This window comes from Nocardia sp. NPDC023852 (assembly GCF_040639505.1).
GTDB lineage: Bacteria > Actinomycetota > Actinomycetes > Mycobacteriales > Mycobacteriaceae > Nocardia.
On the sequence record NZ_JBFAAB010000014.1, the window covers coordinates 81,583 to 94,207 of the forward strand.

General features: G+C 65.3%; 12 protein-coding genes. 5 read left to right on the forward strand and 7 right to left on the reverse strand.

Annotation, left to right across the window (positions count from 1 at the left end; genetic code table 11):
• Window positions 1-134: 134 nt before the first annotated feature.
• On the reverse strand, window positions 135-1,133 hold the full coding sequence (locus tag AB0H00_RS19595) for a DUF4185 domain-containing protein (protein ID WP_357268004.1): 999 nt from the start codon (window positions 1,131-1,133) through the stop codon (window positions 135-137).
• 76 nt (window positions 1,134-1,209) lie between these two features.
• Window positions 1,210-1,857 (reverse strand): hypothetical protein, encoded by a 648-nt coding sequence (locus AB0H00_RS19600; protein WP_357268006.1) that lies wholly within the window; start codon window positions 1,855-1,857, stop codon window positions 1,210-1,212.
• Between the two features lie 388 nt (window positions 1,858-2,245).
• On the opposite strand from AB0H00_RS19600, the gene AB0H00_RS19605 reads away from it, so the two are divergent.
• Window positions 2,246-2,443, forward strand: coding sequence for a three-helix bundle dimerization domain-containing protein (locus tag AB0H00_RS19605; RefSeq protein ID WP_357268007.1), 198 nt, complete (start codon window positions 2,246-2,248; stop codon window positions 2,441-2,443).
• 529 nt (window positions 2,444-2,972) lie between these two features.
• Here AB0H00_RS19605 and AB0H00_RS19610 read toward each other — a convergent pair.
• The 4 genes from AB0H00_RS19610 to AB0H00_RS19625 form a co-directional block, all read right to left on the reverse strand.
• Window positions 2,973-3,830: a serine/threonine-protein kinase gene (locus AB0H00_RS19610; protein ID WP_357268008.1), complete on the reverse strand. Its 858-nt coding sequence runs from the start codon at window positions 3,828-3,830 to the stop codon at window positions 2,973-2,975.
• Window positions 3,831-3,949: 119 nt separating this feature from the next.
• Complete coding sequence (locus AB0H00_RS19615) at window positions 3,950-4,348, reverse strand: rhodanese-like domain-containing protein (protein ID WP_357268010.1); 399 nt, start codon at window positions 4,346-4,348, stop codon at window positions 3,950-3,952.
• Window positions 4,349-4,521: 173 nt separating this feature from the next.
• Entirely contained in the window at window positions 4,522-5,046 is a 525-nt protein-coding gene (locus AB0H00_RS19620) for a cysteine dioxygenase family protein (RefSeq protein ID WP_357268012.1), read from the reverse strand.
• A gap of 564 nt (window positions 5,047-5,610) precedes the next feature.
• On the reverse strand, window positions 5,611-6,336 hold the full coding sequence (locus AB0H00_RS19625; RefSeq protein ID WP_357268014.1) for a L,D-transpeptidase family protein: 726 nt from the start codon (window positions 6,334-6,336) through the stop codon (window positions 5,611-5,613).
• 303 nt (window positions 6,337-6,639) lie between these two features.
• On the opposite strand from AB0H00_RS19625, the gene AB0H00_RS19630 reads away from it, so the two are divergent.
• Entirely contained in the window at window positions 6,640-6,912 is a 273-nt protein-coding gene (locus AB0H00_RS19630) for a hypothetical protein (RefSeq protein WP_357268016.1), read from the forward strand.
• Between the two features lie 143 nt (window positions 6,913-7,055).
• Here AB0H00_RS19630 and AB0H00_RS19635 read toward each other — a convergent pair whose 3' ends face one another.
• Entirely contained in the window at window positions 7,056-7,817 is a 762-nt protein-coding gene (locus AB0H00_RS19635) for a serine/threonine protein phosphatase (protein WP_357268018.1), read from the reverse strand.
• 438 nt (window positions 7,818-8,255) lie between these two features.
• On the opposite strand from AB0H00_RS19635, the gene AB0H00_RS19640 reads away from it, so the two are divergent.
• The 3 genes from AB0H00_RS19640 (at window position 8,256) to AB0H00_RS19650 (ending at window position 12,604) form a co-directional block, all read left to right on the forward strand.
• Entirely contained in the window at window positions 8,256-9,905 is a 1,650-nt protein-coding gene (locus AB0H00_RS19640) for a sulfatase-like hydrolase/transferase (RefSeq protein WP_357268020.1), read from the forward strand.
• A gap of 386 nt (window positions 9,906-10,291) precedes the next feature.
• Window positions 10,292-11,518: a hypothetical protein gene (locus AB0H00_RS19645; RefSeq protein ID WP_357268022.1), complete on the forward strand. Its 1,227-nt coding sequence runs from the start codon at window positions 10,292-10,294 to the stop codon at window positions 11,516-11,518.
• A 117-nt stretch (window positions 11,519-11,635) separates the two neighbouring features.
• A complete protein-coding gene (locus tag AB0H00_RS19650; RefSeq protein ID WP_357268024.1) occupies window positions 11,636-12,604 on the forward strand; it encodes a glutamate ABC transporter substrate-binding protein in 969 nt (322 codons plus the stop codon).
• Window positions 12,605-12,625 lie beyond the last annotated feature (21 nt).

Here is a 12,625-nt window from a genome sequence, read left to right on the forward strand (position 1 = left end):
GGCGGCGGGAAGCGCGCCACCCGCGACCGGCACCCGGACGGCCGCAGGTCCGGTGATCCGAAACGACGACTGCGGAAGTCACGCCCGGCCCCGGCCGAATTCGTTCGTGATCGGCCGGGTCGGATCCGATGGGTCTAGGCGATCGGAACGGCCGACCAGATGCCGAAGATTCGGAATTGCATTGCGCGATAAGGGTTACCGGATTCTGCCCACTCGCTCACGATCATGCAGAATGCGCCGTCGAACCTGCTGTCCGGGTGGACATAACAGCCGTAGAGGCGGGGCACGATATCCGGTCCGCCCAGCACCCACGGCGACCCCTTCACCGGCCGGTACGTCCTGGCGGTACGCCAATTGTCGGTGATTTTTCCGGCTACCTTGACGAAAGCGGTGTAAGCGCCGGCATCGAAGCCGGACATCACCCAGTTCCCCTGTATTCGGCGAAGCCCGATCTCACCGAGCCTGGTGCCATCGGCGAGTATGCCCAGTCGCGGATCACTGCCCGGATCTCGGCCCCATTCCCAGTTCTGACCGTTCCAGCCCCACCCCTGCCAGGCCGCCGGGTCGGTGAGGTCGGCATGATTCTCGCGCACCCGCCACAACAGCATGTTCTTGTTGCGGGCAAGCCCTCCGGTCGAGATGACGTAGACGTAACCGTCACCACCGCGCTCCCAGGAAATCATGGTGCGTTTGCCACCGAATACGCTGGTCGACCACCGAACTGCGGTGTCGGTCCAGTTCTCCCCGTTGTCGTCGGAATAGCGGATCTCGCACCACCGCTCGTTCCCCAGACCTTGGGTCACCATCACCCACAAATAGATTCGGTTACCGATGGTTATCGCGTCACAGGGCAATACGGTCGAGAATTCCGGGTTGTCGTGGACGTAATCCCATAGTTGTCGAGCGCCGCGTGCGGCCGATTGGAACTCGATCGGTTTGGCCATGTCGTGGGTGTTGCTTCGCAGTAGCATCGGCGAACGCCAGTTCGGGCCGCCTACCGCGGGTTCGGTGCCCGCGAATGTGTCACCGGGGACGAACCCGATGTCACCGCTCGGCATCCTGAACGGGATGAATAGATCCGAGCCGCCGATATCGGCCATTCGGAGAGGATTCAGATCCTTGATCTTGGTCATTGCCGGACCCCCTTGATTTGTATTGCGTTGCGTCCCGGGCACCTCGTACGGGTACCGAGATAGCAGGCCTACACAGTCAGTATCGGGTTCGGTGACTGGAGCGTCGTGCGTTCGGCCCGATCTCGTCGCGAGACACGCCGCCGGGACGGTAGCCGGCCTGGCACTGCACATCCGGGGGACGAACCCCGAGATACACCTGATTCGGCAGCGGCGTGCCCCGGACGCCTCGCGGCCGATCCCTCGATACGGAGACTGTTGGTCGGCGCCCGGCGGCGGACATCTTTCGTTTCAGCGCCGGAACCCTGTGGGGGACATCAGTAGTTCCGTTCGATGGCGACGCGGATGTCGTCAGCCCCGGCTCCGGCCGAAGGGGTTGCCGCGCCGGGTGTTTGCTCGGTTTTGTTGTTCGGTCCCGAGCCGCCCGAGATTCGCTCAGCCGGTCGAGCAGAGCAGTGAGGGCGACGACGTCCTCGGCGCTCCAGTCGGTGACGACCGCGCCGAAGACCTGGTCACCGATCCGCAGGAGCTGTCGCAACTCGGTGCGGCCCGCCTCGGTCGTCTGGACGAACGAACACCGCCCTCCGGCCGGCCGGGTCGGGGCGGTGCTCACCAGCTCCGTGTCGGCGAGTGCCTTGACATGCTGCGTGACCGCTGTGACCCGAGCCTGTGCCGCGGCCGCGGTGCCCGGGGAGGTCTGCAGCAGGTCTCCCTGCGCGCCGGTCATGTTGACGGTTCGCCGCAGCTGCCGTGGCAGGCTGCACCATATGCAACTCGGCGGCCGTTAGTTGGTTGCCGCGCAGCTGGTTTCGCGTACTGCTATTCGAATATCGCTGCGATGCTTGCCGGTTGGTCTCGGCTCGACAAGCCGTTGAAGCTTGTGTGCCGCCTTATTGAATGTACCGTCGCATAACGGTACATTATATAGCGTGACGATCTTGCAGTTCAGCGCACGCCGATCCGTCACGAAGTCACTGTCTTGCCGAGCGCGTAGAGCAAGACAGTGCCGAAGAGCATCGAGATGCCCAGTCCCGGCCGTGCGGTCACTTCTGGGGAAAGTCCTGATGCAGGTGGCGTGCTTGTTCGCATACAAACCACCGAGCAGGGACCGAGCCATGCAAAACGACGAGGCTACGCAGATCCGGTATGTCGTCGCGCGACTCACGAAGTGCCATCCAGAGCTACCCGCCGAGACCATCGCATCGGTTGTCCAACGAATCCACAAACGCTTCATGGGCGCGTCGGTGCGCGAGTTCGTGCCGCTACTCGTCGAACGCGGCGCGGGTCGAGAACTGTCCGAAACCTCGAGGTGACACGAGCCGACAGTGAACGACCACGCTGACAGGGCTCAGGCCGCAGTGTTTTTCAACCTACTGGTCGCGGAGGCAGACGAGTTGGCCTACTTCATCGAAGCGATGAAACGCGCAGGTCCATCGAGTCCTGCCGGACGCACCGCAGAGTTGCGTCGACTCCGGACCGAACTGCATGAGGTCCTCCGCTGCATCTCTCAGATCCGCCGAAGATTCCCCGCGGTCTCCGCAGGGGGATCGCTATCCGAGAGGGAATCGGCTGACCGACCCGAACCACGGAATGGAAAAGTACCGCTGCCGGCGCGCGGATGAGCCAGGCCACCGCGACTGAGCCAGGCCACCGCGACCGACATCGTCGCATCTACCCGACGTCATCCCAGCCCCTGACGGCTGTTGTCGAACTCATTCGCACGAGTGGTTCCCACGAAACCAGTCGTTCGCCACCGTTGAATTCGAGGATGACCCGTGCAAGGGATACGTCCTCTCGCGTCCATTTCCATTCGGATCCATATCGACCCGCACCACGCTGGGGTCATTCGGATGGTTCGATACCACGCAACGCGTGCGCGATCAACCGGATCGGCTCCGCGCAGGTGGGGTATCGGGCGAACGGATCCTTGGCCAACGACTTGTCCAGGATCGAGTCGACCGCGTGCGGGATCCAGCGCCGACGTGACGAGACGTCGGGCGGATGCTTATGCAACTGTGCCTCTGCGAGCGCGAACCGAGTCGACCGAAGAAACGGCGGGCGACCGGTGAGCAATTCGACCGCCGAGCACGCGAGCGAGTACTGATCCGTCGCCGGATACAGCTTCTCGCCCCGCAACAACTCCGGCGCCGCATACGGAATCGACCCCACCACGAAGCCACCAGGGACCACCGGCTCGACCTCCTCCCATCGGCGAGCCGTTCCGAAATCGGTGAGCATCACAGTCACCGGATCACCGCGGCCGACAAGGATGTTCGACGGCTTGACATCGAGGTGAACCACACCCCGAGTGTGCGCGTAGTCCAGCCCCTCCGCGATACCGGCGAGTACATCCAGCGCCAGCGCCAGATCCGGACTCTTGTGCGGCCCCGGGGCCAGCGCAGACGCGGTGACACCGTCGACATACTCGGCCGCGAGCCATAACAAGCCTTCGAACTCACCATGCGCATACACCTGAACGATGTTCGGGTGCTGCAACGCGTGCGCGATATCGAACTCGTCGCGAAACCGGCCCCTCGCCGGCTCCGATCGGCTGTCGGCGCCACTGAGGACCTTCAGCGCCACCGCGCTCGACCGTTCTGGATCCTCTGCGAGGTACACCTCGCTGCTGCCGCCACGCCCCAGAGGTGCCCGGACAACATACTTCGCGAACCGGGCTCCTGGCCTGAGTAGCACCGGCACAGCCTAGAGCCACCACCACAATCTCGCCGACCAGCCGAGGTCACCGAGCCGACCGGGTGGAGCCGGTGGTCATGCCTGTCGGAACGGCTCGCCGAAGCTGCCATGTGGCGGCGCGGTGGCTACGGCACCGCTTGCGTTCCTCCCGGTACCACCGGCAACCCGGCTGCCTTCCACGCCCGGAATCCACCGATGAGGTCGGTAACGTGACGCAAGCCGAGGCGGCGTGCGTCGGCCGCGGCGAGGCTGGACGCGTAGCCCTCGTTGCACATAATCACCACCGGAGTATCCGTGGTGATGCTCGGTAGCCGGTGTTCGCCGGTCGGATCGAGGCGCCACTCCAGCACGATCCGCTCGACCACCACCGCACCGGCAATCTCTCCCTCGGCAAGCCGGTTCGCGTACGGCCGAATATCCACCATGAGCGCTCCGTCGGTCTGCAACGCGGCCGCCTGCTCCGGGGTGACCCGATCCAGCTGTGCTCTGGCCAGGGCAACCATCTTCTCGGCGCCTGTGCTCATCGTCCGCTCCGCTCACTCATAACTCACCCTCGCGGGTACTCGACTCCATCATGACCGAGTGATGCTCGGCTGTACCCACCGATCGCTCGCTCATGCCTCCGCCTCGCTGGCGCTCGACTCCGTCATGACCGAGTGATGCTCGGCTGTGCCCACCGATCGCTCGCTGCGCTCGCTCATGCACCAGCGAAATCTGTGAGAGTGCGGTACTCGCGGACCGGCCGCAGTGGTGGCGAATACGCATGCACTGACGCGGCGGGGCGCGCGCTGTGGTTGCGGAGCTGGTGCGCCCGATCGGGTCCGAATGCGACCGTGTCGCCGGCTTGCCATTTCGCGGTCCGGACCGGCCCACCGGTGTGCAGGTATTCCTCGCTGAGTTCGCCGATGGAGACGGTGAACGCACCGGACGCGCCGCCGTGGTCATGCGGTTCGGTGCCTTGTCCCGGAGCCCACGACAGCAGCCACAGTTCGACGCCCATGGTCAGTGCCAGTCGGGTCCACCAGCGTTGCTGGGTGCCGAACCGCACGATATCCAGCAGCGGCGTCGCCAATGCATCGGCCACCTCGCTGGTCAGCTTGTGCAGCTCCGCGGGTGACCACAGCGCCCGGTCCGGATGAATGGCATCCCGAACCAGCGGCACGTCGATGTCGGGATGGATATCGCGGGTGTGTTTGAGATTCACCGCGAGGGAAGTGGTCACATGTGCTCCTGACGTGGTCGTGCGGACAATCCGGTGTAGCTAGCACCGTGGCGTACCCGGCGCGGAGGGCCGACGAGGGTGTCGTCTACCACGCCGCGCCGACCGCGCCCGGAACGAGTCCGTAGTGACATCTGGCGGACGCCGTTGGCTCCGTCGGCGCTGAATGGCCCTCTACGAGGTGCGGTCGTACCGCATGGATTATCCGCCATCACGGCGCGTGTGCCACCAAACACAATCAGCGTGAGCAAAATTTGACGGTCTGATGAGGATGCTATCGCCACTGCGCTGTCGGGCGGGGCGGTCAGCCGTCGATGCCGCAGGGGCGTCTGACACGCCGGACACTCTGTGGTCACATCCGATCTTTCCCCTACGATTCAGCGATGGTACTCGGGTTCGGAAAGAGCTGACTACCAGGAGATCCGGCTGAACGGGTGGCCGTTGGACGTGATCGTCGATACAACGCAGCCATTCGTCGATCACCATCCATCTGGTCAGGCCAGCTCTTCGACGTGGCCCGCATCGCCTACGAGCACGAATGCGAATCCGGCCTTCTCAGCGGGGGATTCAGGTGGAGTACATGCCGATGACCGGCTTCCTCGAAGGTTCGAGGGTGGTCAGGAGGGTACGCATGACTTCGTCGGCGACCGCGACGCAGCCTGCGGTTGGCTTACCGGCTTCGACGTGGACGAAAAAGGCCGAGCCCTTCTTCGGCACCACAGGGAAGCGGTTGTAGTCGATGACCAGCGCGTAGTTGTATTGCGGCTCGGTTCTCCCGAGGTTCTCGCTCAGCGCGGTGTCGAACGGGCAGTCGGCCTCGACGCACTGGTATTTCTGGTTGTACAGCGGGCTTTTCGTGTCGGATATCCACCACCAGGTGTTCGACGAGTCGACCGACAGGTAGGGAAGCTTCGCATCCACGTCGGACAACCGGCCGAAGCCTTCGGTCAACGCGAATGTTCCCTCCGGTGTGTAGCTGGAGCCTTCCTTGGCTTCCTTCGAAATCCCTTCCGTACCGACCCAAGCCGGCACCGTGAACGTGCGTTCCCAGTGCCGGAGCCTGTTTCGCTGCCACAGCTGCAATGTCCCGTGGTCGGCGCCGACCGGCGCGGTCACCCAAACAACCTGAGTGCCGGGAACGACGGCCGGGTCGAACGGCGGCCGGTCGCCGGTGACTCCGGGCAGCAGCACGATGCCGAGCACCGCGGCGACCACCATTGCGATCGCCAGGATGATCGTGATGGTCCACCGCCGCGCCGTTCCGGCTCGAACACTACTGTCCGCCGATTCCATTCAGGGCTCCTGCGATTCAGGCTTCGGTGGGCAACCATGCCCAGGTGATACTGCCGCGAGACAACTCGCACAGCAGGTTATAGGAGAGGGAACCGTCCGCCGGCCAGTTCCCGCCGGATCAGTAGCGGCTCGATCTCGGGTGCACGGGTTTCCTCCCCATCGACCCGCACTATCCTCGGGATCGGGCCAGAAACCAGTTCGACACCCGGCTGGCGGCCTACAACGTGCTGTTCGCGGCGGGGCTCACCGAAACCCTCGACGCGGACGCACTGCGTGCCGCCGTCGCGGACCTGATCGTCAGGCATGAGATCCTGTGCCCGGCCTACCGCGCACCGAGCAGGGTCGGCGCCGCTGATCCTCCCGTTCGAGCAGGCCGTCCTGCGGTTCGAGGAGCGGACGGTGACACCCGCGGAGGTCGTATCCGCCGTGGCCACCCTGCTTCCGACCACCTTCGACGTCACCACCGAGGTACTGCTCGGGGCGCGCTGTCCCGGATCGCAGGCGGGGACCGCGCTGCACCTACCGAGTATGTGCTGGCCATGGTGGTGCACCACTTCCCCGGTGCCGGTCCGCTGATCGGGGACCTGAAGCACTGGCATATGACGGAGGCTTCCGGGCTCGCCCGGATCACCGAAGTGCTGAGCAGCTGTGGCGACACGGCCAGGCGGGTGGGAGATCGAGTTCTCCGCCGGGCCGCGCCGACAGCCGGGTGGAATGGCTCACGAGATGTTCGGCACTGGGGGACGGTAGTCCGCGACGAGGGCGGTGGCGTTGTCGGTTCCTCCGGTACGGAGGGCGGTGTCCACCAAGGTGTTCGCGATGACCCCGGCTGTGTTTCCGTCCGCGAGTAGGGCTTTGATCGTGGCGATGCCGAGCGGCTTGTGCACGCCGTCGGTGCTCAGCAGTAGCCTACCCGTGCTCGATCCGGTCGCGGCGTAACCGATATCGGCCGGACGCACGGTGCGCGCCGAGGTGGTGACGAGGTGGTTCATCCGTGGCGGAGGAACGAGCCCACGGGCTCGCCATAACTCGGCGACGGTGTGGTCGGTGGTGATCTGGTGCAATACCCGCCCGTTCCACCGATACGCGCGACAATCCCCGACCCACGCCACCTCGCAGGGCCGATCCGGTCGACCCGCGGCGGGCAGCACCGCGACGACGAGCACACTATCGGCCGACGACTCCGGAAGCTCGTGCAGCAATTCCTGTTGCGCGACGATGATTCCCGCTCGGGCCCCGTCGCGCGCACCTACCCGCGCCGCGGTCGAGGCGACCATGCGCGCCGCTCTGGCGGCAAGCAGATGATCCCCGACACCGTCCGCGACGACGAACGCTGTCGCCCCGGTCACCGCGTCGGTCTCGACGGCCACCGCGTCAGCGTTGATCGACCGCAACCCACGTCGGCTCGCCGAATCCCCCGACGTCCCGGCACTCCCCGGCGTCTCGATCCGCGGCATGCTGGACGTAGTGGCAGTATGCATGGCTGACCTCCTCGGGGCCGGACTTTGCTCGGTGAGCACACTTCCAATACATCGCCCCACGCCGTGCGCTTCAGCAGAATCACCCGTGTAATTACTGTGAAGTCGCTCTCGATCAGGTCACGGCGCGCGTCCTGAGCAGTCCGCAGGATCTGGTCGGCGCGGGTCGACGCCACCCCGCCGCCTGTGCCCGGCATCAGATGGCGCACTGCGCCTGGGATGCGCGACTGCCCACCGGGCCCGGCCGTGCGCGGGCTCGACTGGTCGACGCGATCGCGGTCGTGTCCGCCTTCGACACTTTCGCGGGGCTTCTCACCTATAGTGCCGATGGCCGTCTAGTTCGGCACCCCGGATACCGCAGCGACATTACCGACAGGTGTCGACTGATCGATCAGATCCCAGACAACCGAGATGTGCAACATTCCGTGAATGGAGTAGAGCGTGTCGATCAACAGGCGTGGGTTCTTTGCCCGCGGTGCCGCGGCCGCAACGGCTGCCACCTCGATGTCGGGCGCGACAGGGGCCGGAAGGGCCCGCGCCGATGTCGACCCTGACAGGCCGAACATCCTCGTGGTGCTCGTGGACGAGATGCGCGCGCCGATGTGGTTCCCCGACCAGGAAGCGCTGGACGGAATACTGCCGAGTATCGCTCGAATCCGCCGAGCCGCTGTGTCATTCGAACAGCACTACACCGCGGCGAACGACTGCACACCGTCGCGCGGGGTGCTTCTGACCGGCTTGTACTCTCATCAGACCGGTTGCATGATGACGTCGCAGTCGACATTGTCACCGCTGTTCCCCACTTGGGGCTCGATGATCCGCGAACATGGATATGAGACGGTGTGGTGGGGGAAATGGCATCTCGGGCACGACTCGGACACTGATCCGGGGTCGCTGGCAAATTACGGATTCGCAGGCGGCACCTATCCATCACCCAACGGTGCGCCCGGACAGGGCTTGCAGATGGACCCTGCGATCGTCGACCAATTCCTCGTTTGGCTGGACGCGGAAGCAGGTCGAGGGCCGTGGTGCTGCACGGTGTCGTTGGTCAATCCGCACGACATCCAATGGTGGCCCCGATGGACCCGACGCCTTCAAGCGCAGCTCGACATTCCACGCTGGATGACCGACCTGCCCGCGAACTACGAAACTCTCGAACAGCTGGCCGAGAAGCCGCGCCTACAGATGGCGTTGGTAGAAGCCTCGGCGGTCGCGTTCGGGATGGCTCCCTACGGAACTCCTGGTGCCGAGCAACAGTGGATCGACATGCGCAACCTCTACCTGTGGTTGCAGCAGCAGGTCGACATCCAGATCGGCCGGGTGCTCGACGGGCTGTACCAGCGCCCGGATGTCGCCGCCAACACTGTCATCGTCTTCACCTCCGACCACGGGGACTACGCCGGCTCGCACGGGCTGCACGGTAAAGGCGGCGCGGCCTATGACGAGGCGATCAGGGTGCCGCTCTATGTGCACGATCCCCGCGGACTGCTGAGCCCCACGTCGTCGACCAGCACTCGCGGACAGCTCACTTCCAGCGCCGATATCACCCCGCTGCTGCTGACGATCGCTACCGGCGGGAGCGCATGGCGGGGGGACGCGAGGTACGCACACCTCGCCGATCGCCTCGACATCGCCGCCCTGTGCCGCGATAGGGGCACTGCCGGGCGCCCCTGGATCGTCCACGCCACCGACGAACCCACCATCGAAGAGGCAGCCGTCCTCTTCAACCAGAATGCGCCCGCACACGTCGCGGCGGTACGCACCGCCGACGCGAAATACGTGTCCTATTCACACTTCTTCAACGGACGTATAGAAATAGATCCCGCTCAGCAACAAGAATACGAGCTCTACAATTACGCCACGCAGGGCGGACAACTCGAAGTCGACAACCAAGCCGCACGCAACGGTGAGCTGCGCGCCCAGATGGAACCGATACTGCAACAGGCCATTGCCGAACTGAACCAGCCGCTGCCACCTTACCTGCGCCAAGCGCAGGAACAAGGTTGGGCCGATTACCTGGCGCAGGAACACAACATTCTCGCAATTGCTCAGCACGCGTTGGGCGAACTGCAAAACGTGCTCCCCAAATAATCCCGACCGATGTCCACCGTGCCGGCCGATCCCGACACCGCCGCCTCGGCCCGCCGGTCGCTGAAGCCGAACGGCACGAGTGAACACGAATGCCGTCACTCTTCACGGCTGCAACAGGACTCGGATGAGTGGGCGACCTCGGCCTCGGTCCGTGATAGTCGCGCTCCGTTACTCGCGGCGAACTAGCAGGCCTTCGTCGGTCAGCGGTTCTTGAACGCCGGTGTCGAAGGTGTAGTCCGCACGGCGGATTCGCGCAGTTTGGCGATCCTCGGCGGACTGAATCAGCCTCCCGTACACTGTCGCGATTGGAGACACCCGCTGCAATCGGATTGGGGAACGGTGTGGGACCTCGCGTACCGGCGAGCATCCGCAACGGAGGACTGTGGGTGCGACGCTTCGCCGGGACGACGCCCGGCGCGATCGGCGCGATCGTCGTCGTCTCGACCGTGCTGTGCCTGATCGCCGGACTTGCTTGCGCCAATCAGTTGAATGGCAAGCTGAATCGGCGTGATGCCGTGCTCGAACGCACCGAGCCGGTGGCCTATGCGGCGCAGAGTCTGTATGTCGCACTGTCAGCGGCCGACGCGCTGGCGGCCGCGGCGTTCCTGTCCGGCGGTATCGAATCACCGGAGGTGCGTACCGGATACCAGCAGGCACTGGCCGATGCGGCGGCCGCGCTGGCGGAGGCGACGACAGGCGCCTCGGATGACCTGACCCGCCGGATCGTCGCACAGATTTCCGCTGAGCTGCCCGCGTACACCGGGCTGGTCGAGTCGGCGCGTGCGAACAACCGCCAGGGCTTTCCGGTCGGCTCGGCATACCTGCGGGAGGCGTCGAGCCTGATGCAGCGGTCACTGCTGCCGAACGCCGAACGGCTCAGCAGTCAGCGCTTGACGGCGGTCCGTGCCGATCAGCGGGATATCGGCGCCCTGCCGCTGACCAGCGTCATGCTGCTGCTGTTGGTACTGGTCGCCTGCGGCGCGGGCTCCTTCGTGCTGTTGCGGCTGACCAATCGTCGCCTGAACGTGGGGTTGGGCGTTGCCGGTGGCGCGGCGGCCATCGCGCTGGTGTGGACGGTCGGGGCGAGTCTGATCGCCGCGACGTCCGTCGAGACCGGCCGATCCAGCGTGACCAGTCGGTTCGAGGCGCTGGCCCAGGCCAGGATTCTGGCCCAGCAGGCCAGGACCGATGAGACGCTGCAGTTGGTCACTCGCGGCGATATCTCGGCGGGCGAGCACGATTTCGTCACCCACACCGCAGCCCTGCGGGATTGCCTGACAAACGCGACGGGCTCGGATTCCGCTGCGTTGCAAGGGTTCTCGAGGTGGATTTCCGGGCATCGCAGGCAGCTCGCGGCATACGAGGCGGCGAACTATCCAGCGGCGGTGAGGCAGGCGATCGGTGCCGGTGCGGACAGTTCGGCCACGAGGTTCGCGGATCTGGACCGCGAGGTGCGCGACCAGCTCGCTGTCACGCGGGCCGAACTACGCGAGGGAGTCGACTCCGCGGGGGATGCGCTGGCCTGGAGTCCCGCGGGCACGCTGGTGCTGCTGCTGGTCGCCGGGGGCGCGGTCGTCGTCGGATTGTGGCCGCGACTGCAGGAGTTCTTGTGAGTGCGCGAAAGACGGAATGAGGCCACCCCGATGCAGATCCGCGGCTGGATACGAGACCGACCGAGAACCGGAGGTGATCGGAGGGTCGCGCGTAAGGCGGTTCTGGTTAGCAGGCGATTGTCGCCGTTCGTAGTGGCGGTTTTGGTCGGTGTGTCGGCGCTGGTGACCGCCTGCGGTTCCGGCACCTCCACTCGTGCGCCGATAGCGCTGGGCCGGGTGAATCCATTGCCGCCCGGCGCAGCCGAGATCACCAGCGCACCGCACCAGCGCGGTGACAAAACCTGCGATGCGACAGCGAGTTTGCGGCCCGGCCCGCTGCCGCCACCCGGCTCTATGCCACCCGGTTCGGCGATGGCGAAGATCGTCGCGAACGGCCGGGTCCGGGTTGGGGTGGAGCAGAACACCTACCTGTTCGGCTTCCGCAATCCGCAGACCGGTCAGGTGGAGGGTTTCGATATCGACCTCGCGCGGGAGATCGCCCGTGCCCTGTTCGGCGATCCGGAGCGAATCGAGCTGCGCACGGTCCCCTCGGCCGAACGTATCGACGCGTTGCGCGACAACGAGGTCGATTTGATCGTGAACACCTTTTCTGCCACCTGCGAACGTGCGAAGGATGTCGACTTCTCCAGCGTGTACTACGTTTCGGCGCAACGTATTCTGGTGGCCAATAACTCCGGCATTCGTACCCCGGACGATCTCGCGGGCAAACGTGTATGCGCCGCGCACGGCAGCACGTCGGCGGAGCCGCTGTTCGCCCTTCCGGCGCGGCCGACGGTCATCGGCACGACCAGCTGGACCGACTGCCTGGCGGCGATACAGCAGGGACACGCCGACGCGGTCAGCACCGACGAGACGATCCTGCACGGACTCGCGATGCAGGACGCCAATCTCGAAGTCGTCGGCGATCCGCTGGGACGGGACAACTATGCGATCGGTCTGCCGAAGGGAAACTCCGAACTCGTTCGCTTCGTCAACGGCGTGCTCGACCGGATCCGCTCCGACGGCACCTGGGATCGGATGTACCGCGCCCGGCTCAGCGTGCTCGGCCCGTCGCCCGGTCCACCAGCCCCGCGGTACCGGGAATGAGCTCGACCACCACGCAGGTTC

Excerpts from the sequence above, each read along its gene's own strand:
- AB0H00_RS19595 (WP_357268004.1), bottom strand. The coding sequence starts at position 1,133 with ATGACCAAGATCAAGGATCTGAATCCTCTCCGAATGGCCGATATCGGC.
- AB0H00_RS19600 (WP_357268006.1), bottom strand. The coding sequence starts at position 1,857 with ATGACCGGCGCGCAGGGAGACCTGCTGCAGACCTCCCCGGGCACCGCG.
- AB0H00_RS19605 (WP_357268007.1), top strand. The coding sequence starts at position 2,246 with ATGCAAAACGACGAGGCTACGCAGATCCGGTATGTCGTCGCGCGACTC.
- AB0H00_RS19615 (WP_357268010.1), bottom strand. The coding sequence starts at position 4,348 with ATGAGCACAGGCGCCGAGAAGATGGTTGCCCTGGCCAGAGCACAGCTG.
- AB0H00_RS19625 (WP_357268014.1), bottom strand. The coding sequence starts at position 6,336 with ATGGAATCGGCGGACAGTAGTGTTCGAGCCGGAACGGCGCGGCGGTGG.
- AB0H00_RS19630 (WP_357268016.1), top strand. The coding sequence starts at position 6,640 with ATGAGATCCTGTGCCCGGCCTACCGCGCACCGAGCAGGGTCGGCGCCG.
- AB0H00_RS19635 (WP_357268018.1), bottom strand. The coding sequence starts at position 7,817 with ATGCATACTGCCACTACGTCCAGCATGCCGCGGATCGAGACGCCGGGG.